Raw genomic sequence first — 23430 nt, forward strand, 5'->3', positions numbered from 1 at the left:
TCGTGCATCCAAACTGACGTGGATCTCTTACTGGACCTTATCCGCGTCCTTCGCCCCCGAGGCGCATTGTTCGGCGCGGGCTTCGACGCGTCTGGCGAATGGGCGTTGTCATTCCAAAAACGCGACGATCTTATGTTCTGCTGGATTGAGGAGGGCGAGTGCCAACTGTTACGGCCGGGCAACGAGCCCGTGCGCGTCCGCAAGGAAGACTTCGTTCTGATCCGGACAGTGACCCCGTTTACGCTTGCGTCGATGGGGTCGATCGAGCCTATCGATAGCGAGGCGGCCGTATTGGCATCCAGACGTCAAAGGCTTCGACTTGGCTCAGGCGACGAGCGCCCTGTCACGCTTCATGCCGGCAAGTTTGTCGTTGAATCGGTAAACGAAGGCCTGTTGTCTGGCTTGCTGCCGCAACTGATCCACCTTGCCGCCGGCGACCCCGCGCTTGGACGCGTGCGATCTCTGTTGGAGATGAATGAGACGGAAGCGCGTCAGCCGGGACCTGCCAGCGAATTCGTCATCGTTCGGCTGGTCGAGCTGATCTTCCTTGAAATCCTTCGCAAGGGGCAGGTGCAATCAGCCGACGACCGAAAGGGTCTGCTCGCAGGCATGGCAGACAAGGTCACACGGCATGCGCTCGTCGGAATCCATGAAAATGTTGCACGGAGTTGGACAGTTGCGGATCTAGCGAAACTCTGCGGCGTCTCTCGATCGACATTCGCGACGAGGTTTTAACGCGTCATCGGGCTAGGGCCGATTGAATATCTGCTGCAATGGCGAATGGCATTGGCGAAAGACGAACTCTGCTCTGGCCTGAAAAGCGTTCTGGAGATCGCGTACGCTGTCGGTTTCCAATCTTCAAGCGCGTTCAGCTCGGCTTTTGCGAGAGATGTCGGATGCCCGCCGACGCAATTTGCTCGCCGACATTCGATGGGCCAATCTGGCAGTGGTCGTATCTGAACCGTAAGCTCGGCGGATATCTTCGATCAAAAAAGGACACGGGTGGACGGTTTCGCATGGCGCCCGCCTCGTCGAAGCACCATACCGAGATGCAACGGCGAGGCCGATGTTGGCCATGCCGTCGATTTACGCGATCATCTGTAAGACGATTTTGCCCCGTGTTCGACCAGCTTCAGATAACGCAAGCGCTTCCTTGATGTCGGCAAGAGGGAAAACCTGGGCGACATGGCTTTTCAACTTGCCGCCCTCCACGAGTTCGCAGATGGACGCGAGCTGATCTGCGTTGGGCTTGCAGAAGACGCGGGCAGCATCAACGCCGTGCTGTTGCGCCTCGTCTTTGGGAAATGCCACTGCCGTCACCAGAAATCCGCCCTTCCTGAGCGTCGAGAATGCCCGCTCAAACGTGTCCCCGCCGACCGTGTCGAATACCACATCCATATCATGGGCCACATCCTCGAAACGCTGCGTGCGATAATCGATGAAATCGTCGGCGGCCAGGCTGCGGACGTATTCCTCGTTGTGCGCCGAGGCCATGGCGGTGACATGTGCGCCGGCAGCCTTGGCAAGTTGCACGGCAAGCGAGCCGACGCCGCCGGAGCTGTTGGTGATCAAGAGATGTTGACCGCTGGAGAGCTTGGCCAGGTCGAATATCGCTTGCCATGCAGTCAGCGCACCAAGCGGTATGGCTGCTGCCTGGACGAAGTCGAGGTTGGCGGGTTTTGGCGACAGGTCTTCAGCCTTGGCAACGGCGTATTCGGCAAAGCCGCCAGAAGTGATGATGCCGTAAACCGCATCGCCGACCTGAAACTCGCTGACACCCTCTCCGAGCCTTTCGATGGTGCCGGCGATTTCACCGCCGAGGTGGATTGGCAAGGACATACCCAGGCGCTGGCCCAGACCGCCGCGGATTTTCCAGTCCACCGGGTTGACCCCCGCTGCGTGGACTTTGATCAGCACCTCGCCAGCCTTGGGTTCCGGTCGATCGACATCGATGTATTCGACCACGTCGTTCTCGCCATATTCGTTGATGACGACTGCTTTCATTTCTTCGCTCATAATTTTGCTTAGCCCTTGGTGTGTGCTCGACCGTTGATAACCTGCATGATAAACGAGCGCTTCACCGATGTGACGCCAATCGGCATCGCGCAGAGGCCAAACGTGTCCTAACACCCCTTCACACTACAACGCGGGTTCAAGCAGCGCGGCATGGGCATGCCGACCCATTCTCATGACGACGCTCAACTGACTTTTGCCGCATCCGGAATGGTACAGGTCCATACGGATGATGGACGCTGGCTCGTCCCGCCTCAGCTTGCCGCGTGGATTCCGGCAGGCGTTTTGCACCGGGTCGAAGTGCTGACGGATGCAGAACTTTGGATGGTGCATTGGCAACCATCGGTGGCTAAGGCCTGGGCACCGCAAACCGAACTGGACCGGCCGTTTGCCCTGCGGGTTACGCCGCTGATGCATTCGCTGCTGACGACGGCGTTTACAGGAGATATCACGCCGGAAAAGGCCGAACTTGTGGCCAGGCTCATGCTTCATGAACTGACGGGTACAGCTCACGCACCAACCTTTCTGCCCTTACCCACCAGCCCAGTCGGGCGGCGTATAGCCGACTTGGCTTTCGAGGATCGCCAGAACCGGTTGAACGTCGATGAGCTCGCGTCACGCGCCGCGACTTCCGTCCGCACGATGAGTCGGCTCTTTCCAGTGGAGACCGGCATGACCTTCAAGGCCTGGCGACAACGGGCGCGGATCGTGCAGGCGATGGACTGGCTTGCAAGGGGCAATGCCATCGCCCACGTCTCCGTGGAATTCGGCTTTTCCAGCACGGCTTCTTTCTCAAGCGCTTTCCGACAGGTTACGGCCATGACACCAACAACGTTCCTTGGTCAGCCAATTTGAAGGCGGGGCTTCAGCGTATTCACCTAAACCCACCGTTGATTGTCCGCTGTTGTCAGACCTGCGCCATTCCGCCATCGACGACCAGTTCTGCACCGGTTGTGAAACTGCTCTCGTCGCTGGCAAGGAAAAGAACAGCCGCAGCGACCTCGTCCGGCCGGCCCATGCGCCCGAGTGGGATCATGCCGGAAAGCGCATCCCGGATTTCTTTCGAGGCCGCGGCCATCATCGCGGTATCGGTCGGGCCGGGGCTGACGACGTTGACGCGGATGCCTTTAGGAGCGAGTTCGTTGGCCCATGTCCGCGTGAACGATCGGACCGCGGCTTTGGTGGCACCGTAGACGCCGTATCCTTTTGTGCCGATGTAGCCCGCTATGGAGCCGATCAGCACGATCGTCCCGCCGGGCTGCATGAGATCAATGGCACCTTGCGCCGCGAAAACCAGCGACCGGACGTTCAGGCCAAATGTCCGATCGAAATGATCCTCGGATATGTCTTCCAGGGGAGCGTATTCGGAAAGGCCGGCATTCACCACGAGGACGTCGATGCGACCCTGTTCCAACTTTATCTGCTCGAAGACGCGGTTCAAATCGCGGCTACTGCTCGCATCCGCTTGGACGGCGCGAATGCCGCCGATGCTCGCCGCTGCAGACGCACCATCTGCTTCTTTGCGGCTGGTCGCGTAAACCTGCGCTCCCTCTCTGGCAAACCGTTGTGAAACGGCCCCACCGATACCGCCGACACCGCCGACAACCAGGGCGATATTGTTTGCTAATCTGCTCATATGAACTCCATCAATGTGATGAAGCTAAGATATACACTCTATACCTACGATCAATTACGCACTACAAGTAAAGCAGATATCGAGGAGTATACCTATGTCCGCCATAATCGAAGACCTGACCGTCAAAGTCAGCCTGCCGCGTCGTCCCAAGCCCGTTTCGGTCGAAGCGTTGCTGGACGTCCAGAAGGCGCGCCCAGTGCTTGAGCAGATTGCCAACAAATGGTCGGTTCTGATCCTGACCGTCCTGTGCACCCGGCCGTCGCGCTTCAACGAGATCATGCGCCGCCTGGACGGCATCACGCACAAGGCACTCGCCGACGCGCTGAAGCGTCTCGAGCGCAACGGTCTCATTCGACGTGAGGTGCTGACCACGACGACGCCGGTCGGTGTCGAATACACCATCACCCCGCTCGGCCACTCGCTTCGGCAACCGTTCGAGGCGCTTTATGAATGGTCCATGACCTACGGGCCAGAGCTCGAGCGTGCGCAGGATGACTACGACCGCACCCGGGACTGACCGCGTCCCGGCCCCCGGCAGGCTACTGCTCCGGCGATATCCTCACCATCAACATTCGCACACTTGTTAAGTCGGAAATCGTGTCCAGATATTTACGGTGTATGACAGGGCAGCGGGCGCCAAACAAGTTTTAAGTCGGATCCCTTACGAAAGGTGGCGAAAATTGCTTCATCATGGTGTCGAACCGGACAAGCGCTGTGAATGGTCAGACGAAGCCCTGCTCGCCGATCTTCAAGATGCCTCCTTCCAGTACTTCATAGAAGTCGTCAATTCAAAGAACGGTCTCGTTCGCGACCGAAATCGAAACGGCACGCCAGCCTCCATCGCGGCAACTGGCATGGGGCTGAGCGCCCTCCCAGTCGGTGTCGCTCGCTCCGTAGTGACACGCGAGCAAGCGGCGGAATACACGCTGAAGGTCCTTCGCTTCCTGTACGAGCTGCCTCAGGGCCGTGAGCTTGATGCCGCTGGATATAAGGGCTTCTTCTACCACTTTCTCGACATCGACACGGGTCGCAGGGTGTGGGATTGCGAACTCTCCACAATCGATACCGCGCTGCTCATGGCAGGTGTCGTCACTGCGGGAGCGTATTACCAAGAGGACAACGAGACCGAAGTTTTGATCCGCGACTATGCCGACCGTCTGTATCAGCGTGTCGATTGGGCCTGGGCGCTAAACGGGGAGGCCACGCTCACTCATGGATGGATGCCGGACCAAGGTTTTCTCCGACACCGATGGACCGGCTTTGACGAGAGCCTGATCATGTATGTTCTCGCGCTGGGCTCGCCGACGCATTCCATCCCACACGACACCTGCCCCCAAGCCCGCTCCAGTGGATACGAATGGGCCGAAGTCGGGGGTGAAGAGCATTTTCACGCCGGACCACTTTTCATTCACCAGATGTCGCATATCTGGATCGATTTCCGGGGAATCCAGGACGCGCCGATGCGTGAGGTCGGCATCGATTATTTCGAAAACAGCCGCCGCGCAACCTATGCCCAGCGTCGGTATGCCTGCGAGAATCCGCAGGGGTTCAGCGGTTATCACGAAAACAGCTGGGGTGTGACGGCGAGCGATGGCCCGGGTCCATTTCGCCGAACGATCAATGGCAAAGATCGCGAATTTCATGGGTACATCGCGCGCGGTGCGCCCAATGGACCGGACGACGGTACGTTGTCGCCGTGGGCAACAGCCGCGTCCCTTCCGTTTGCGCCTGAGATCGTGATGCCGGCACTTCGTCACTTCCACAAGATCGGACTGCGCGACGATCACCCTTACGGGTTTACGGCCAGTTTCAACCCGACCCTCTGTGACGACGGGTCAGAACGCGGCTGGGTCGCACCAGAGCATATAGGGGTCAATCAGGGGCCAATCGCCCTCATGATCGAAAATTACCGATCCAATCTTCTCTGGGGGATCGTGTCGCGTTCTCCCTACATCATCAATGGACTGCGTCGAGCCGGCTTTACCGGCGGCTGGCTCGACGGCGTTTGAACATCGCTCGCGTCAATGGAGTGAAGGAGAGAAATACCAGGACTGAGGTCAGCGACTTGGGTCGCAGCTGTTTTAGAGGACTCAGCAGCTCCCTGTAGAGCTTACCATCCACATGAGGGGGCTAATTTACAGGTAAAACCGACTCAAAATGCTCTTTATGACGCAGCGGGGAAATAGGTGAACATGACGGCTCTATGAAGGTCAGCAGGGTTGTGGCAGCGTCGGCATCGCGCATCCCACCGCATGTGTGTCCGGTCCAAGATGGAGATTGGACATCTTTACGGAATCCCAATTTTCAAAGGCATGGCCGGTTGTTGACGCAGCACTACATCTCTTGCATGTTTCACGGAACGGAGTTTTGTAAATGGTCACAAAATCGGCACGGCCTGTTACTCTGGTCATATTCGGGGCCACCGGTGACCTCACTCGTCGTCTGCTTGTTCCGGCGATAATCAACCTGACCCGCAGTGGCCTTGTAGGGGATGATCTGACTATTCTCGGAGTCGGCATTGATGACGGCGATGACGAGTTCCTTCGGCGACGCCTCGACGAGTTTTTGAGCCACCTCAACCCCCAGGCAGAATTTGCGACGACTAGGGATGAAGCTTGGGACAGGCTGAGATCGCGCATTTCCTATCGCAGGGGGGACTTCACTCAGGACGAGATATACGAGGCTATTAAATTGCAGATTGGATCGGCTGCAAATGCTGCTTTCTATCTTGCCGTGCCGCCAAGTTTATTTGGGCCGATTGTCGAGAAGCTTGCTACGCATGGCTTGATGGAGGAAAGTGAAGTCCATTTCCGTCGCGTGGCGATCGAGAAACCGTTCGGTACCGACTATGCGTCTGCGCGCGCACTCAACGCCCAGATACTGGCGCAGGTTGCCGAAAAACAAGTGTACCGGCTGGATCATTTCCTCGGCAAGGAAACAGTCCAGAACCTGATGACGGCACGCTTTGCCAACATGATCATTGAAGGACTTTGGAGCAACAATTACATCGATCATGTCCAGATCACGGCCGCAGAGACCGTGGATGTCGGTAGCCGCGGCAAGTTCTATGACACGACTGGGGCACTAAGGGATATGGTGCCCAACCATTTGTTCCAGCTTCTGGCGATGATCGCTATGGAACCGCCGAACAGTTTCGATGCCGAAGCCGTGCGCAATGAAAAGAGCAAAGTGTTGAAGGCTCTGCGTGTCTATTCGAAGGAGGAGGCTGCGGCAAATAGCGTGCGTGGCACCTATGGCACCGGAAATATCGACGGCCAACCATTGAGCGCCTATCGGGAGACAAAAGATGTCTCATCCGATAGTCGAACCGAAACCTACGTGGCCCTCAAGCTCTATGCGGACACTTGGCGTTGGGCTGGCGTGCCGTTCTATCTAAGAACCGGAAAGGCTTTGACTGCGCGCGACACCGAAATTGTTATCACGTTCAACAAAGTGCCATTTGCTCAGTTCCGCGAAACCGACGTGACCAGACGTTTGCCACCAAATAGGCTCGTCATCCAGGTTCAGCCAGACGAGGGAATGAGCATGGAGATCTCAATCAAACGTCCGGGGCAATCTGTCGAGACAGTCCCGGTGTCGCTGGATTTCCGTTACGCTGATAGGTTCGATATCGGGCACACGACAGGCTACGAGTCCTTGATCTATGATCTATTTGCCGGCGATCAGACACTGTTTCAGCGCGCAGACAGCATCGAAGCCGGATGGGCGGCCGTTCAGCCTTTTCTGGACGCATGGTCTTTGGACAATACAATGCCCGAAACTTATAATCCCGGCAGCATGGGACCAGCCTCAGCCGATGATCTGATCCGAAAAGATGGCCGCGAATGGCATGAGCTTGGAGTTGTGTTGCACCAACGGAGATAAATCATCCGCTCTGTCACCAAATTACATTGGCGTCACGCGTCATCGTGAAGCGTTTTGTTGGCACGCTTCATCATTTCGAAGACACTGTACGTGTTCTCTCAGCAGACACATGAATCCATGGCGTGCGCCCGCAAATATCACTACTAAGTCTCCGTGGCGCTAACCAAAACAACATCCACTGCCGCCGCCCTCTGCGCCGGCTCTTCTTTTCGTTTGACAGGAACCGTCGATCAAAGCCATCTCCCGGTCGGCGCCATGCGGCATGGCTTACTGATAGTCGGAACCTATTTGCGGTGTGCTGGTTCTCTCGCTTGGAAGGAGAGACATAATGAAGACAATTACCATTTTCGCCATGGCGGCTTTTGTCGCGTCATGCACAACACAACCGCGTTTGCTCGAGCCTATCCCAGGCAGTATCACGTACGGCGGCCAACCGCGAACAAAGCTGACAAAGTCGCCCGTCGGCAGCACCTTTGATCACCGTTTTCTTGGCGCTAATGGCACCCGCTGGATCGAGACCTATCAGATTCAACCCGATCGAACCGTCGAGATCGTAAACCGTAGACGGGAAGTTGAGATCGAGTTTTTCAATCACGATCGATAAAATTTGGCATCGTTTTTCAGTGGCAAAGACCCAAGGGCCGCATAAACGCCTTGGATTCTCCTGTCATGTGGGTGGGGACGCTACCGCTTCCCTAAACTGACGTGGTGTGGTTCCCGTCCGCTGTTTGAAAATCTCGTAAAAACGGCTGCTCGAACCGAAACCGCAGTCGAAGCCGATTTGGAGAATGGGATCATCGGTGTCCGTCAGGCGCTGCATCGCCCTCGTGATCCGGTATCGCATCAGATACTCATATACCGACATTCCCAAAACAGTGCGGAAAGCCTTGTTGGCGGTGCTCGCGTGCATGCCCGCCTGTTCTGCCAGCTTAGGGACGCTGACTTCGTCTGCATACCGGGAATTGATAAGGTCGATCAGTTGCTCGACATGGCGGACCGCGTGCCCTGCCAGAGACGCGGGTGACGCTATTTTCTCCGCGCTCTTCATCTCGACATTGTCCAGGATGAGTCGCCGCATCCGCAGGCGCACTTCGTCGGCGATCAGTCTGCGCCGCGCCGCGCTTCCCGACTGCCACTCGGCCTCCCATCGTGGGATAACCTTGAAATCCACCGTTTCCAGATCCCGTTCCACCAGAAATCGTCCCTGCATGATTGATTGCCTTGCCTCCCGGCAGATCGGCAAGGATAGGAAATCGGCAAGGGGAATATAGATGCAGACAATTGGAGCGCTGTCGCTGACCGCGATTGTTTGATGGGGAATGGCCGCCCAGAATGTAATCAGGCGCCCCGCATCGACCCGTTCCTGTCTGCCATTGAAAAGATAGGTCATTGTGCCTTCAAGGAGCAGGTTTATTTCGACGTGATCGTGCCAGTGCGCCGCCGTCATCGTATCTGCCGTGTGACGTTCGATCATAAATTCGTCTTTGGGATAGATCCATTCCTGGCGTTTGCTGTCCACTGCCATGCTCAGATCCCGGAATTAATAGCCCAATATCAGGAAGAAACTCTTATTTGGAAGGAGCATGACTCAATCACCATTTGATTGGAGATTGCAATGCCGAAAATTTGCTTGGTGGGTGCCGGAAGCACCGTTTTTGCTCAGAATATTCTGGGAGATGTCCTGTCGTCTCAAGCAGGCGGTGATTATGTCATCAGCCTGTTCGATATCGATCCTGAACGCCTGAAAACCTCAGAGATCGTCGCGCGGCGGATTTGCGAAACGCTGCGTCTTTCAGGGGTAAGGGTCGAAGCTACCTTGGACCGGCGCGAGGCACTGCGGGGCTCCGACTTCGTGATCCTGATGATGCAGGTTGGCGGCTATAAACCGGCTACCGTAACCGATTTCGAAATCCCGAAACAATATGGTCTGCGACAAACGATCGCTGATACGCTCGGGATCGGCGGCATCTTTCGCGGGCTGCGAACGATTCCAGTTCTGGAAACGATCTGCCGCGACATGCAGGAGGTGTGCCCGCAAGCGCTTCTGATGCAATATGTGAACCCGATGGCCATCAATTGCTGGGCGATCAAGGAACTTGCCCCGGAACTCCGCACGGTCGGCCTTTGCCACAGCGTGCAGCACACCGCCGCCCATCTTGCCAAATGCCTTGACGAGGACGTTGCCGACGTGAACTACACGTCGGCCGGTATCAACCACGTCGCGTTTTTCCTGAAATACGAAAAGCTGCATCGTGACGGCCGTCGCGAGGATCTTTACCCCCGGCTGAAAGCCTTGGCCGCCGAGGGCCGCGTTCCCGAGGACGATCGGGTGCGGTTCGACGTCCTGAAGAGGCTCGGCCACTTTGTGACGGAATCGAGTGAGCATTTTTCAGAATATACGTCCTGGTACATCAAAGAAGGACGGGGGGACCTCATCGAGCAGCTCAACATCCCGCTGGATGAATATATCCGCCGCTGCGAAGAGCAGATCACCGAATGGCATGCCCTGCGCAAGGACCTAGAAGGCGACAAGCCGATTGAGGTCTGCCGCAGCAACGAATATGCCGCCGGCATCATTCACGCCGCCGTGACCGGTAACCCGGCCTTAATCTACGGCAATGTGCCGAACAACGGATTGATCGAGAGCCTTCCTGACGCGTGCATCGTCGAAGTACCTTGCCATGTCGATAGAAACGGGATCCAGCCGATGCGGATCGGACGTATACCGTCTCAATTGTCTGCCGTCATGAATCTGAGCATCTCGGTGCAGCAGCTTACTGTCGAGGCGGCTTTGACGAAGAGCCGTGACCGTATCTACCAGGCCGCACTGCTAGACCCGCATACCTCCGCCGAACTGTCGCCCGACCAGATCTGGAAGCTGGTGGATGACCTGATCGAGCGGCATGGCGACCTTCTGCCCAAATATCACTGAACCAACATCCACCGTCCTCACGAGAGGCGCGCCATCATCGGATGGCGCGCCTCTTGTCTTTTAGAGAATTCAAACAAAGTAGGTACAAAAAAATCATAAAACGTCATGATCATGATTGACATTGATTATCTTGAATGAAAATATGATGGAAATTGTGATGCGCTTTGCGGGAGAATCTTTGGATGAGTCAGGTGGTGGAAGTGAAAGTCGATCGCCGCGATGCCATCCGAAGCCATCTCTACGCGAACGGTTTTTCAACCATCCAAGCGCTGGCGGACGCGATTGGCGCGTCGCTTGCAACCGTCCGCAGAGACTTGCAGATCCTTGAGCAGGAAGGCGCAATCGACCGGGTGCATGGCGGAGCGCGGATAGCCGAGGGATCCTCGGTCGAAGTCGCATTTCAGGAGCGCGAAAAGCGGCATCTGTCGGCCAAGCGTGCTATCGCGACTGCTGCATACGACCTGCTTCATCCACGAACGGCCATCTTTCTCGACGCGGGAACGACGGTTCTGCAGCTCGCGCGCCTCATTCGCATCAATCCCGTGCCGCTTCGCATCTTCACCAACGGCCTGACGGTTGCACAGGAGTTTCTTAATATCCCCAATCTGGAAGTGGTGGTCCTTGGCGGTCAGCTGCGCAGCGAAAACGCCTCGCTTGTCGGGCCGCAGGCTGAGGCGATGCTGGAAACAATATGGTTCGACCAGCTCTTCCTCGGCGCAAGCGCAATCAGCCCAGATGGCGCGATCTACAGCGTAGACAGCGCTGAGGCCAGTCTCAATCGCTGCATGCTTGCGCGATCGGCCAACCGTTTCGTGCTCGCCGATTCCTCGAAATTCGGGACGATGGCAACCTACAAAGTCGCGCCGCTCAATGCCGCGAAGGTCATTACCGATTCTGGGTTGACGCCGCATTGGCACGACGAACTAGGCAAATTCGGCGTCGATATGACGATTGCGGATCTGGGGGGCAAGGAGTGAGCGGCGAGCTGATCCTCGGTATCGACGGTGGTGGAAGCAAGGTACTGGTTGCGCTTGCCGACCACAGTGGCCGCATCCTGAGGACATCGATCGGGGGTGGGGTCAATCCCATGGATAACCCGAATTGGAGGCAGGAACTGGAGCGGCACCTAGAACCCTTCCGCCATGAAGCGCGGCTGTCGGCCGTTGCTGCCGCGCTGCCCGCCTATGGTGAGGTTTCGCATCTCTCCGCTCTGCAGCGCGACGCGATCGATCAGGCTTTTCCGGGCATTCCCCGGCAGGTTCTTAACGATGTCGATGCAGCGCATCAGGGAGCCTTTGCCGGCCGGCCGGGCATCCTCGTCCTTTCCGGCACAGGCTCCATGTCCTGGGCGCGCAACGACCAAGGTGCGTCTACAAGAAGCGGTGGCTGGGGCGATGTGATCGGCGACGAGGGAAGCAGTCACTGGATTGGACGGCAGGCGCTTAGCCTCGTCAGTCAAAGCCTGGACGGGCGCGCGCCACCGACCGCGCTTGCAGCAGCCCTGCTCGATTATTTGTGTATCGACCATGCCGCTCCGATGAACGGACTGGGTGCATGGGTGAGCACGCTCACCAATCCGCGCGCCGAAATCGCAGCGCTTTCGAGACTTGTCGATCAGGTTGCGATGAAGGGCGACGAGGGCGCCGCCGGGCTTGTCGAAAGGGCTGCGGACGAACTCGCCAAACATTGTCGCGCCGTTGCCGGGCATTGCGGTCCGGATGCGCGCTGGACGTATGCTGGCGGCACGTTTTCAAGCCATTTCCTCCTCGATGCGCTCGAACGTCACATCGGCAGCCCCCCAGTGCAGCCGAAACTTCCCCCCATCGGCGGCGCGCTCCTTGTGGCCGCCCAACGTCTCGACTGGCCCTTGGAAGAAGGCTGGTTCGGGCAAATCACGGCCACGGCAAAAGGTTGTGACCGCGCATCCAAGTGAATTGAGCTCAAGAACAAATAAGGATGGGAACATGCATAAATTCATCTTGCCTCTACTTGCTTCAGCGGCCCTGGTCATCGCCATGCCGGCGTTTGGTCAAGACGCAAAACCGCTCGCGGGCCAATCGATCACGGTCCTCATGCCCTCGCCGCAAGGGCCGAATATCGCCGAGGATTTCGAGGCCGAGACCGGCATTCATGTCGATCTGCAGACGCTGTCCTGGGACGATATCCGGCCCAAACTGGTCACGGCTCTGGTTGCTGGAACCGCCCCGGCAGATGTGACCGAGTTCGACTGGTCATGGACCGGGCAGTTCAGTGCCGCCGGCTGGTATATGCCGCTGAACGACGTCATCGATGCCGACACACTTGAAGATATCGGTGTTGCCAAGATCTTCACCGTCGATGGCAAGCTGCTTGGTATCCCCTACACCAACGACTTCCGCGTCATGCTCGTCAACAAGAAGCATTTTGCCGATGCTGGTGTTGCAAACATGCCAAAGACGTTGAACGATCTGGTGGCCGCAGCCATGGCGATCAAGGAAAAAGGCATCACCGAATATCCGATCGGCCTGCCGGTTTCGGCGACGGAAGGCGCTTCCACAAGCTGGTACCTGCTGACCAAGGCGTTTGGCGGCGAGCTCTTCGACAAGGATTTCAATCCTCTGTTCCTGCAGCCAGACTCGGCTGGCTACAAGGCGCTGGCCTTCGAACTGATGCTTCTGAAGGACGGGCTCGTCGATCCCGCTTCGACCGGGCTGAAGGATAGCCAAATCAACGAGAGCATGTTCTCCCAAGGCCTCACCAGCATCATGATTTCAGGTGAACCTGGCCGTCTTGGCCAGATGAACGACCCCAAGCAGTCGAAGGTGGCTGGCCAGGTTGAAGCGATCCTCGTGCCGACGGAAAGCGGCGAAACCCGCAGCTTCGGCCTTCCGGAAGCTTTGGCTATTCCGAACGTGTCGGAAAACAAGGAGGCGGCGGTCGCTTTCGTCAAATGGTTTACAAGCAGGGAGTTTCAGAAGAAGAACGCGGTCAACGGGTTCTTGCCGACACGGACATCTGCCTTGTCAGAACTTAATGAAGCCGGAAAGCTAAACAGCGGCGATGCGCTTGTTGCGCAGTCGAAGACTGTCGAAGCGCTGTTCCCTCAAGGCACGCCACCCTGGTATCCGCAGTTCTCAAGCGGCGTCAACACCGCGATCAACAGCGCAGCCAAGGGCCAGATGAACGTAGACCAGGCAATGGAGGCTATTGCCACTGCCGCCAAGCAGGCGATGGCGCAGTGAGAGTGGTTGCTTCCGGCTATGTTGCAAAAAAGCGTGGGGTCGGCTTCAACGCCGACACCACCTTGGGCTTGCTGCTGGTGTCACCGATCGTGATCACGATGGTGGCCCTGGTCTTCTATCCGATGGGGCGAACCGTCTGGGACAGTCTCCACCGGGTTAATCCCATGCAGGTCGGCACGCCGTTTGTCGGTCTGGAAAATTACAGCCGGATGCTGTCCGACGCACAGCTTGCAACGACTTGGGTCAATACGCTCACCTATGTCGTCCTTGCCGTTCTTGCGGAAATTATTCTCGGTGTTCTGGCGGCAGCCCTGATCAACCAGATCAAGACCGGGCGTCAGTGGGTGCTGGCGGCAGTCATCCTGCCCTGGGCTCTCCCCGGCGTCGTCAATTCGGTCATCTGGCTCTGGATCTATCAGCCGGGCGCAGGGTTGCTGAACGGCATTCTCGTGGCTCTGGGACTGCCGTTCGAGAACCATGTCTGGTTCAACGACCGCACCAGCGCGATCATCGCAGTCACCGTGGTGCACGTCTGGCGCATGATGCCGCTGACGATCGTCATCGTGCTTGCGGCCATGCAGGGCATTCCGGCGCACCTCTATGAGGCCGCCCGCATCGATGGCGCGACCCGTGTTCAGATGTTCGGACTGGTCACTTTACCTCTTGTTCGCAGCGCGATCGCTGTTGCGATGACGAATGCGACCGTCAACGCTTTCAACCTTTTCGACGAAGCCTGGGTGCTTGCCGGAGCGAGCATCGAGACGCGGCCGGTGCTCGTTCAGATCTATCTCGAAACGTTCCAGAACCTCCGGTTTTCCTATGGGATGGCGCTCTCGGTTGTGGTCACGCTCGTGTCTCTGCTGATCTCGCTTGTCTATGTCCTTCGCGTTTACCGCAACACACGGTTCGACTGATGAAAACCACTTTGTCCTATAAAATCTTGATTTGGACCGGCATTGCCGTCCTGTTGATCTGGTCCCTCGGGCCGATCTATTGGACGATTGCAAGCTCCGTGACGCCGAGCGCCGATTTTTCGACCCGGCCGCTCAACTTCTTTCCGCAGCACTTCACGCTCGATCACTATTCGCGGCTGCTCGGTATCAACATCGCCCGGATCGGCGGCGTCGAAGTCTTCAAGCAGTTCCGCGCGGCACTGATCAACAGCGTAGTGACGTCGGTTGCGGCGACGTGTCTTTGCGTAGCGATTTCAGCCTTTGGTGCCTACGCGTTCACGCGGCTTCAGTTTCCCGGCCGCAAGGCGCTGTTCATCGTCGTCGTGGCAACGCTGGCAGTCCCCGCATATGCCGTGCTGATCCCGCTCTATCAGATCATGATCAAGCTGCATCTCGTTGATACCTATGTCGGTGTCGCACTCATCTATGTCTCGGCATTCCTGCCGCTATCGTTGTGGCTGCTCAAAAGTGTCTTTGAGGCGCTTCCCATTGCATTGGAGGAGGCAGCCCAGCTTGATGGCGCGGGCCGGCTCTATATCTTCTTCAACATCGTGCTGCCGCTGGCCGGCCCTGGCCTGACCGCCGCGGCGATCCTGACCTTCCTTGGCGCCTGGGGCCAATATCTCGTTCCGCTCATCTTCTCGCCGCAGGCAACAAAGCCCCTGACGGTTCTGATCCCGGAATTCGTGACCAAGAATTTCATCGACTACGGCCTGATCACGGCGAGCGGCTCGATCGCGATCATCATTCCAGCCCTCGTCGTCATCTTTCTCAACCGTTACCTCGTCAGCGGCCTGCTGGCTGGTTCGGTTAAATAATCGGAGACCCCATGAACACGACCGAAAAGGTTATTTTCGAACAATTCCCGTATTGGGAAAAAGCCATCGGCGCGAACGTCAAGACCAGCGGTGAGGAACTGCTCGTCTTCGTTGGCTGCGGCACCTCGTACAATCTCGCACTTTCTCTTGCCGCCTATGCAAATATGGCTGGACGCAGAGCCATAGCGGCACCCGGTGCCGAATGGCTAAACCGCCCATCGGCTTTCTGGCCCGAATGGCGCAAGACCCACATTGTCGCCCTTTCCCGCAGCGGCGAGACGACGGAAACGGTGGCCGCCGCCAAGGCAAGCCGGGCCGCCGGCGCGTTCGTCACAGCGATTACCGTCGAAGCAGAGAGCGCGCTGGCCAAGAACTGCGACCGGTTGATCGCGGCCGCGACCCATCCGGACGAAGGCATCGTCATGACCGTGTCCGCCAGCCTCATGGTCCTTCTAGGCTTGCAGATGATCGGGCAGGAAATTCCCGCATCTTTGGTCGGCTCTGCCCGCCGGCTCGCTGACGAGCTCGATGCTGCGCTGCCCAAAATCATTGAGGATCGCTCGCATTTCGTGTTCCTCGGCAGTGGCCCGCTGTTCGGAGTCGCCTTGGAAGGGGCGCTTAAACTGATGGAAATGAGCCAGATCATGACTCAGGCCTTCCATCCGCTGGAATACCGCCATGGCCCGATCAGTCTGGTTGACGAACAGACGGCCGCCATCATGCTCTACAGCTCAGATCAGAAGGAGGCCGAAATAAAGCTGGTCGAAGAGTTGCGGGATAAGGGCGCGGTGGTCATCGGGTTCGGCGGACCGGGGGATATCGAGTTTGCCGTTGACGCCGGTCTTTCGCTCGCCGGTCTTGCCGTGCTTCCGGCGCTGCAGATCCTTGGGGAGCGCGCAGCCCAAGCCAGAGGCATCGAGACGGTCTCCCCCCGGCACCTGACCAAGGTTGTGACGCTGGCATGAGTGCGATCGACGACAATCGCGAAGTAGCGCTTCAAAAGCTGTTCGGCGTCAGACATCTGCCTCTCCCGCGTGGCATCACATCCGTCTGCTCGGCGCATCCGCTTGTCATAGAGGCAGCGCTCCGTCGCGCCGCTGCAGAGGATCAGGTCGCGCTTATCGAGGCCACCTGCAATCAGGTCAATCAGGAAGGTGGCTACACCGGGATGAAGCCCTCGGATTTTCGAAGGTTTATCGAAGGCATAGCCGCCGATATAGGTTTTCCTGTTGAGCGCATCATTCTTGGCGGCGACCATCTCGGTCCCAATCCATGGAGGAAACTTCCGGCAGAAGACGCGATGGTGCGGGCGGAGGCGATGGTTGCAGCCTATGTCGAGGCCGGGTTCGAGAAGATACATCTCGATACCTCGATGGGCTGCGCGGGCGAACCTCTGGCGCTCGAAGACGAATTGACTTCGGCTCGAGCCGCCCGCCTGGCGAAAACTGCAGAAGATGCAGCGCTTCGCTCGGGACGGCGTCCGCCCGTCTATATCATCGGAACCGAAGTTCCGCCACCCGGCGGAGCGACGCACCAGCTCGACGAAATTGAGGTCACGCGCGCGGATGCCGCCATGAAGACGCTGGCTGTTCACCGAGCTGCGTTTACTCGAGCCGGGGTGGCTTCGGCAATGGAGCGCGTCATCGGGATCGTCGTTCAACCGGGTGTCGAATTCGGCAACGCAAATGTGGCGCTTTACAAGCCGGACCGGGCGCACGAACTGATTGCGGCGCTGGAAGAGATGCCCGGACTGCTGTTCGAAGCGCATTCCACCGATTACCAGCCCGCCGCCGCCCTATCTGCCCTTGTCGATGGAGGCTTTGCAATCCTAAAGGTCGGACCGGGACTGACGTTTGCGCTGCGTGAAGCTCTATACGGTGTCGACGCGATCGCCGATGTGATCGACCGGAGAGCCGGTGAAGCCAACCTTGTGACAACCATGGAAGCGCTTATGGTCGAGCAGCCTGCAAGTTGGGCCGGCCATTACAGCGGCGGAGCGGACGAAGAGCTGCTGCAGCGGCATTTCAGCTATAGCGACCGGATCCGCTACTATTGGCCGGACGCCAAGGCCTCTGCTGCAGTCGATGACCTGTTCGGCCGGTTCACCGGCGACATTCCCGAAACGCTGATCAGTCAGTATCTGGGAAGGCTTCATGCCGACGCCGTGGAAAAGCGTGTCGCACCCCGGCCGCGCGACCTCTGCCTGGCCGCAATCGATGCGGCATTGGCTCCCTATTTTGATGCCACAACAGCCCGATAAACGAACGGTGGCTGCTTGCTGCCGGATACACGAACATACGATGACACAGCCGGAGAAAGTTATGGCGTCAGTAAGCGTTACGAATGTCCGCAAGAGCTACGGTCATTTCGAAGTTCTGCATGGGGTGGACGTCGATATCGAGGATGGCGAATTCGTTATTCTCGTCGGCCCGTCCGGCTGCGGAAAATCGACATTGCTGCGCATGATTGCAGGGCTTGAGGAGATTTCCGGCGGAACGGTCTCGATCGGTAGCAAGGTGGTCAACAATGTCGCCCCCAAGGAACGCGATATTGCAATGGTCTTCCAGTCCTACGCGCTTTACCCACATCTGACGGTCGAAGCGAATATGGGATTTTCGCTGAAACTGGCAAAAGCGGCGAAGGAAGAGACCAGGAAACGAGTCCTGGACGCCGCGCAAATTCTGGGACTTGAGCATCTGCTCGACAGATATCCGCGAAATCTCTCAGGCGGCCAGCGCCAGCGTGTTGCAATGGGCCGCGCTATCGTCAGAAATCCCCAGGTTTTCCTGTTTGACGAACCCTTGTCGAACCTTGATGCAAAGCTGCGCGTTCAGATGCGCTCCGAGATCAAGCAGTTGCACCAGCGATTGAAGACGACGACCATCTACGTTACCCACGATCAGATCGAGGCGATGACGATGGCCGACAGGATTGTGGTGATGCGGGATGGCTTCGTTGAGCAGATCGGCACACCGCTCGACCTCTACGACCGCCCCGCAAATCTTTTTGTCGCGGGATTTATCGGGTCGCCGGGGATGAACCTCATTCGTGGAAGGATCAGCGCCACCGGTCCGCTGGCCTTTATCGCCGACAGCGGCGGCAAATTGCCATTACCTGCCGGGGCAGACTTGGAGCGTGGAGCCGAAGTCGTCTATGGCATCCGACCGGAACACCTGACGATTGGGCAAGGCCCGGTCACAGCAGACGTCCTTTTGATCGAGCCGACCGGAGCTGAAACCCAGGTGACCGCCAAGTTTGGATCGAACCACCTGATCGCGACCGTCCGGGAACGGCTAAACCTTGCCGCTGGCGACACACTGGCCATCGCGCCGGACGTTGGCAAACTGCATCTGTTTGACGCGAAGACGGAAAAGCGATTGTTGCTAGCGTAAAATCTTCAAAGGTTTCCGTATTGTGGCTCGTGCTAAGCGGATCGTTGCTGCCGTCCGCCGGTAAGATGGATTTCCCCGCAAGCGGTCGTGTTGGCAGAATTGTCGGCACCCGCGAACTGGACATTAACGGCATGCCGTAAGGCGCGCCGTATGCAGTCACGGAAACTGCGGTCCGTATTCTTCGCGTCCTCCATGGTGCGCAGGAATGGCCAGACACCTTGCCCACGAGCTAGACTTTATCCGGTGTCGAGAACAACTGGGCGGTGGTTCTAACTGGTTCAAGGCATCTGGAATCATCGGCAAGTCTTGAAAGCGGTTTTCCAATTGACCGGCCAGATCGACAGATTGCGGACCACACGGAGTAAACTTTACGCCCATGAAGCGCCCTCAGGATAAGTCTTCCCACCTAATGGATCAAATTTACACGAAAACTAACATTTCCATGCTTTTTCACCTAAAATCGTGCCATCGCACACCCCAACCAGCACTGGATACAGACGATGTTCACCCACGTGATGATCGGCAGCAATGACCTTACGAGATCCAAAGCCTTCTACGACGCCACCTTCATGGCCCTTGGGGGCGCACCCGGGGAGGTTGATGCCAGAGGGAGGCTTGTCTACGGACATGGCGGAAGCCGCCTAATGATAACTGTGCCGATTGATGGGAAACCCGCGACCGTCGCAAATGGTGGAACGATTGGTCTTGTCGCTTCAAGCCAGGAGCATGTGAAAGCATGGCACGACGCTGGCGTGAGAAATGGAGGTCGATCCACAGAGACACCTCCTTGCCAACGACCAAATGGATCTTTTGTGGCCTATCTCCGTGATCCAGATGGAAACAAGCTGACCGCGCGCACGCTAACGTTGGCCTAAATTGGCATTGCACGGCGTGCTTTTTGTGCGCAACTATAATCATGCAGTGCTGGCGGTACTGGCCCTGTCCGCGATCGTGGTTATTCTCGTCCATGTTGCCAGCGTTCCGGTCACAAAGGACGAACAGATCGACATAGGCCAAGAAAAACGTTGTAGCGCCGGATTGACGATGCGGTGCTGCGGGTCCCTGCCTCTCAGGCGTGCAGTACTTTTTCCAATACATACCGGACATTTGATGGCGTTCCCCGCATCTCGCATCGTCCGCCCTCTTCGATCTTCCTACAAATTAAGTCTACGCGGGCTGAGTCATGGGAGGCGAGCAACAAAACTTTCCGAAGTGTGACTTTTGTCAACGTGACGGGCCTACGACTTAGGCGTCCATTCTTGTAGACCAACAAACGAATTGTCTCTGACATCATTTGAACCCCCAATGGCAGATTGAGCGCGCATGTCGTGTTTATTTTTTAACATATCAACCAAGGCCTGCGCAAATGATCAGTAAGAGCTCGATCCTCTGCTCTCTTTAAATTTTTGTTCCGATCGGCCGTTCAGCCAGTTGCGCTATATCCGGCCCAGCCTAACGCGTACAGATGTAGACCATTAGCCACGGCCAATCGATAATCTGTGACTTAGCAAAACGGGCGCCTCAACACAGCAATCGCCCCAAAAATGGCGCGCGTCCCGTAAGATGTGACGGGATGTCTGTTAGACGTTTGTTTACCAAGACGGGTGACGATTTCAACGTTTGATAGACGGGTTATCGATATGAGCACAATCATTGATTTACTTGAAGGTGCAAAGTTACTGGCTAGGTCTGAAAACAATTTGATGCTGGCGTACCTCATCGAGATGGCACAGGAAGAGGCGCGCGAAGCTACCGCCCAACGTCCGAAGAAAAGGACGGTGTGACCACTCTGCGGCGACGGCAACTTGGGGTAGGTGGCACTAATCGAATTCACTGGTTTTCTTTTCCACCACGCATGAGCGATGGTCGAATGCGTGGTATTTCTCAAATCAGCGTTCGACATCCTCATTAAATGTTTTTTCTGGTTGAGGAGTTGAGACCCATTCTTTTATGTCCGGACCGTGGGGATAACCGTGCTCAGATATCCAGGAGCATATCCAGAGCGCAGCGATACTTTTCCCGGCGAAAACGCAACTGTGCATCGCCTAAAATTTCCCGGCTGTGATTGAGCTTATCTCGGAGGTCAGCAATTTTCACCGCGCGCGCGATTGGGTTCGGTGCTAGCCGCCGGATGAAGTCGAAATAATATTCGCCTCGGAAACGGGTAAGAGCGGCCACCGCCTCCACGATCTCTGCCCTGAAGCCGTGCTGCGAAGAAAGGTCATTGCAAGTCCAGTGGCTATCACCGACCATATCGTGCAGGACGGCGACAATTCTCTGGTCGTTAGTCTTCATGGCTAGCATGACGCGGAGTGGATGGAGGATATAAGGTTCGCCGGCCTCATCGACCTGGCTGGCGTGCGCGTCGGTGGCGAGCTTGATTGCTGTTTCGAGATTCATAGACCTTTTCCGTTACCCGGTATCGCCAGCGAAAACGTCCCGATGCAAAGCGAACATGACGTTGCCCATGGCGCCACCGGCGACAAAAACACGCTTCCTGTCAAACATCATAAGGCGCCACTATAGCTTCAATGAGTTGCCGGATCGAAAATGCTTTGCCTTGACCGGCTGAAATCAGCTTGCAAAAACGAGTTGAAGCAGGCTTTGAGGTTTTGCCAAAACGGCACGCTCACATGAACTTCACGGGCACGTCTCTCGCCAGCAACTTCGCCAACTCTTCAGCATCCCAGTTGGTAAGGCGCACGCAACCGTGAGAGCCGGTCTTGTCGATACGGCTCGGTTCGGGTGTGCCGTGTATCCCGAAGGTTGGTTCGGAAAGATCAATCCAGACGGTTCCAACCGGACCGTTCGGGCCAGGAGGCAAAGTTAGGACCTTGTCGTTGCTGCCCTGCTGGAAATTGACCTTCGGATTGTAGGTATACTCCGGGTTAAGCACCACCGTTTTGACCGTATGTGTGCCCGACGGCGACGGGTTCGTTTCACTGCCGATCGTTGCGGGATAGGCAGCTAAAAGAGACCCATCGGCGGCATAGGCTCGAAGTTGGCCCAGTTTCTTATCGACTTCGACGCTAACGGCAGCGCCTTTTTTGTTGGCACCGAGATCGGCAACAAAAATTGTCTCGCCATCTACGAACTTGGCCTGTGGATTGAGCGCCTTCAGTAAGTCTTCGCCCATATGGAAACGCTCTGCCAATGCCTCCGTCGCCGTGGCATAGCCCAGATATTTCATTTGCGCCATCTGCGCATAATCTTTCGGGATAGCACCTGCGATCGCAGACAGATCCGCTGCTGTTATGACATAGCTGCCGATGACCTGATTGGCGTCCTCGATGGCACCGATAACCTGTGGACTGATCTTTCCATCGGCGGGAAGGCCGCGCATTGTTTCGTAAGCAGCGAGCACGCTGCGGAGATTGCCGCCGTCGAGGCCGTCGATTACACCGGGAGAGGCGCCAGCTCTGTCAAGCAGCACCTGCAGTCGTGCGACTGATGCTGACGGAATGTTGGTATCGAATGGCAACGCGACCGTCGCCGGATCGACCGCCGTCGATGTGGTGCTCGCCGTTATCGTCGGATCGACGTTCGTTGGCGTTGGTGTGTAGGCAGCGGGGATGACGTCAAGAGGCGCACTGTTGATTGCCTCTGCTGTCAGATTTGTTGCGGATGCTGCCGCGATGGATGCATAGGCGATAGAGCTTGCAAGCGCGATGAGGCCAAACGTGCCGGACATCAGAGTAATCCTTGAGACATGGCGCAATTTGCCAAAGCTGACGATCATTGAAAATGGTTAATGCTTCGGAAATGCCATCCACAGTTACGCGGGTGGAGGGAGGACGGAACAACGAAGCTTTAATCCCGCTTATCGTTCGATCCAAACCTCTAGAATGTGAGGTTGGGAGATCGTGGAAGCGCCCCCACTGCAACGAAAGCTTGCCGCCATACGTTCCGCTGGCGTCGAAGGCTACTCTCGCCTTATGCATGTCGATGAAGAGATAACCTCTGGCACAGCTGACAAATCATGGACCATCGTCGATGCCTTGATCGAAAGCGCTAATGGCGAGATATTCGGAACTGCCGGGACAGTGTGCTCGCCGAGTTCCCGAGCGTCGTGCAAACCTTCAACTGCACAATTGCCATCCAGCTCGCCATCGCCCGCGTCAACGCGGACATTCCAGTTGAATCTAGATGAACTTCCGCATTGGCATCAATGTCGTTGATGTCTTGGTCAAGAACGGCGACCTTTTCGGGAACTGCGTTAGTATTGCGGCTCGACTTGAGGCTCTCGCCGAAATGGGTGGGATGCGTCACCCGCAGCGTTGGCGTGCCTCGGTCACAGCTCCGCCCAGTGCCGCAATCGGCAACGAAAGTGAATCTGGCCAGCGATGACAATTTGACAGAGGTCGCTTTCTGTAAGTCGATCCGCGATGATGACGACGGCACGGAGTTGCGCTTAGCCCTTAAACACTAACCAGGCGGCGCGTTCGCCGATTTCGCCCGGACGCCGATTGGATCGTGACCCAGCTGAGTTGGAGGAGCCTGCCATCGAGTTTCTTTTTTGGGAAACTGCCCGCGACAGCGAAAGTGAGGCGATGATTCGTGCTTACATCCAGCCTTACCCC

Annotated in this window: 22 protein-coding genes and 1 pseudogene; 18 read left to right on the forward strand and 5 right to left on the reverse strand. The window is 57.1% G+C overall.

Annotation, left to right across the window (positions count from 1 at the left end; all coding sequences use genetic code 11):
- The first annotated feature begins 18 nt into the window (after positions 1-18).
- Positions 19-735 (forward strand): cupin domain-containing protein, encoded by a 717-nt coding sequence (locus tag ASD32_RS24510; protein WP_200953644.1) that lies wholly within the window; start codon positions 19-21, stop codon positions 733-735.
- Positions 736-1086: 351 nt separating this feature from the next.
- Here the strand turns inward: ASD32_RS24510 and ASD32_RS24515 are convergent, their stop codons facing one another.
- A complete protein-coding gene (locus ASD32_RS24515) occupies positions 1087-2016 on the reverse strand; it encodes an NADP-dependent oxidoreductase (RefSeq protein ID WP_244490259.1) in 930 nt (309 codons plus the stop codon).
- A 150-nt stretch (positions 2017-2166) separates the two neighbouring features.
- On the opposite strand from ASD32_RS24515, the gene ASD32_RS24520 reads away from it, so the two are divergent.
- On the forward strand, positions 2167-2868 hold the full coding sequence (locus ASD32_RS24520) for a helix-turn-helix transcriptional regulator (protein ID WP_060640647.1): 702 nt from the start codon (positions 2167-2169) through the stop codon (positions 2866-2868).
- Between the two features lie 52 nt (positions 2869-2920).
- On the opposite strand, the gene ASD32_RS24525 is transcribed toward ASD32_RS24520, so the two are convergent.
- Positions 2921-3649: an SDR family oxidoreductase gene (locus ASD32_RS24525; RefSeq protein WP_060640648.1), complete on the reverse strand. Its 729-nt coding sequence runs from the start codon at positions 3647-3649 to the stop codon at positions 2921-2923.
- A 94-nt stretch (positions 3650-3743) separates the two neighbouring features.
- Here ASD32_RS24525 and ASD32_RS24530 point away from each other — a divergent pair, with 94 nt between their 5' ends.
- The 4 genes from ASD32_RS24530 (at position 3744) to ASD32_RS24545 (ending at position 8138) form a co-directional block, all read left to right on the forward strand.
- Positions 3744-4166 carry a helix-turn-helix domain-containing protein gene (locus ASD32_RS24530; RefSeq protein ID WP_060640649.1) on the forward strand — a complete coding sequence of 141 codons (423 nt, stop codon included), beginning with the start codon at positions 3744-3746 and terminating at the stop codon, positions 4164-4166.
- 163 nt (positions 4167-4329) lie between these two features.
- Positions 4330-5658 carry a glucoamylase family protein gene (locus ASD32_RS24535; RefSeq protein WP_060640695.1) on the forward strand — a complete coding sequence of 443 codons (1329 nt, stop codon included), beginning with the start codon at positions 4330-4332 and terminating at the stop codon, positions 5656-5658.
- A 364-nt stretch (positions 5659-6022) separates the two neighbouring features.
- Positions 6023-7534: a glucose-6-phosphate dehydrogenase gene (gene zwf / locus ASD32_RS24540; RefSeq protein ID WP_060640650.1), complete on the forward strand. Its 1512-nt coding sequence runs from the start codon at positions 6023-6025 to the stop codon at positions 7532-7534.
- Positions 7535-7862: 328 nt separating this feature from the next.
- Positions 7863-8138 (forward strand): hypothetical protein, encoded by a 276-nt coding sequence (locus ASD32_RS24545; RefSeq protein WP_060640651.1) that lies wholly within the window; start codon positions 7863-7865, stop codon positions 8136-8138.
- 63 nt (positions 8139-8201) lie between these two features.
- Here the strand turns inward: ASD32_RS24545 and ASD32_RS24550 are convergent, their stop codons facing one another.
- Complete coding sequence (locus ASD32_RS24550; RefSeq protein ID WP_060640652.1) at positions 8202-9059, reverse strand: helix-turn-helix domain-containing protein; 858 nt, start codon at positions 9057-9059, stop codon at positions 8202-8204.
- Between the two features lie 90 nt (positions 9060-9149).
- Here ASD32_RS24550 and ASD32_RS24555 point away from each other — a divergent pair, with 90 nt between their 5' ends.
- The 12 genes and pseudogenes from ASD32_RS24555 (at position 9150) to ASD32_RS30390 (ending at position 20634) form a co-directional block, all read left to right on the forward strand.
- Positions 9150-10466 (forward strand): alpha-glucosidase/alpha-galactosidase, encoded by a 1317-nt coding sequence (locus tag ASD32_RS24555; protein ID WP_060640653.1) that lies wholly within the window; start codon positions 9150-9152, stop codon positions 10464-10466.
- 182 nt (positions 10467-10648) lie between these two features.
- Complete coding sequence (locus tag ASD32_RS24560; RefSeq protein ID WP_060640654.1) at positions 10649-11443, forward strand: DeoR/GlpR family DNA-binding transcription regulator; 795 nt, start codon at positions 10649-10651, stop codon at positions 11441-11443.
- Positions 11440-12399 (forward strand): BadF/BadG/BcrA/BcrD ATPase family protein, encoded by a 960-nt coding sequence (locus ASD32_RS24565; protein ID WP_060640655.1) that lies wholly within the window; start codon positions 11440-11442, stop codon positions 12397-12399. Before ASD32_RS24560 ends, ASD32_RS24565 begins: the two co-directional genes overlap by 4 nt.
- 31 nt (positions 12400-12430) lie before the next feature.
- Complete coding sequence (locus tag ASD32_RS24570; RefSeq protein ID WP_060640656.1) at positions 12431-13687, forward strand: sugar ABC transporter substrate-binding protein; 1257 nt, start codon at positions 12431-12433, stop codon at positions 13685-13687.
- On the forward strand, positions 13684-14601 hold the full coding sequence (locus tag ASD32_RS24575; protein WP_060640657.1) for a sugar ABC transporter permease: 918 nt from the start codon (positions 13684-13686) through the stop codon (positions 14599-14601). Before ASD32_RS24570 ends, ASD32_RS24575 begins: the two co-directional genes overlap by 4 nt.
- The gene (locus ASD32_RS24580; RefSeq protein WP_060640658.1) at positions 14601-15458 is read left to right on the forward strand and encodes a carbohydrate ABC transporter permease; all 858 of its coding nucleotides are present in this window, start codon (positions 14601-14603) and stop codon (positions 15456-15458) included. Before ASD32_RS24575 ends, ASD32_RS24580 begins: the two co-directional genes overlap by 1 nt.
- An 11-nt stretch (positions 15459-15469) precedes the next feature.
- A complete protein-coding gene (locus tag ASD32_RS24585; protein WP_060640659.1) occupies positions 15470-16423 on the forward strand; it encodes an SIS domain-containing protein in 954 nt (317 codons plus the stop codon).
- Positions 16420-17718: a D-tagatose-bisphosphate aldolase, class II, non-catalytic subunit gene (locus tag ASD32_RS24590; protein ID WP_060640660.1), complete on the forward strand. Its 1299-nt coding sequence runs from the start codon at positions 16420-16422 to the stop codon at positions 17716-17718. Before ASD32_RS24585 ends, ASD32_RS24590 begins: the two co-directional genes overlap by 4 nt.
- 61 nt (positions 17719-17779) lie before the next feature.
- Positions 17780-18850 carry a sn-glycerol-3-phosphate ABC transporter ATP-binding protein UgpC gene (gene ugpC / locus ASD32_RS24595; RefSeq protein WP_060640661.1) on the forward strand — a complete coding sequence of 357 codons (1071 nt, stop codon included), beginning with the start codon at positions 17780-17782 and terminating at the stop codon, positions 18848-18850.
- 68 nt (positions 18851-18918) lie between these two features.
- Positions 18919-19083: pseudogene (locus ASD32_RS30840) on the forward strand (type II toxin-antitoxin system RelE/ParE family toxin); the annotation flags it as partial.
- Positions 19084-19350: 267 nt separating this feature from the next.
- Complete coding sequence (locus ASD32_RS29205; protein ID WP_082546917.1) at positions 19351-19725, forward strand: VOC family protein; 375 nt, start codon at positions 19351-19353, stop codon at positions 19723-19725.
- Positions 19726-20490: 765 nt separating this feature from the next.
- Complete coding sequence (locus tag ASD32_RS30390) at positions 20491-20634, forward strand: hypothetical protein (RefSeq protein WP_200953646.1); 144 nt, start codon at positions 20491-20493, stop codon at positions 20632-20634.
- 193 nt (positions 20635-20827) lie between these two features.
- Here ASD32_RS30390 and ASD32_RS24600 read toward each other — a convergent pair whose 3' ends face one another.
- Complete coding sequence (locus ASD32_RS24600; RefSeq protein WP_060640662.1) at positions 20828-21250, reverse strand: HD domain-containing protein; 423 nt, start codon at positions 21248-21250, stop codon at positions 20828-20830.
- A 229-nt stretch (positions 21251-21479) separates the two neighbouring features.
- Entirely contained in the window at positions 21480-22541 is a 1062-nt protein-coding gene (locus ASD32_RS24605) for a L,D-transpeptidase (protein ID WP_060640663.1), read from the reverse strand.
- Positions 22542-23430: the final 889 nt, after the last annotated feature.

The sequence above is a fragment of the Rhizobium sp. Root483D2 genome, assembly GCF_001426685.1.
GTDB lineage: Bacteria > Pseudomonadota > Alphaproteobacteria > Rhizobiales > Rhizobiaceae > Pararhizobium > Pararhizobium qamdonense.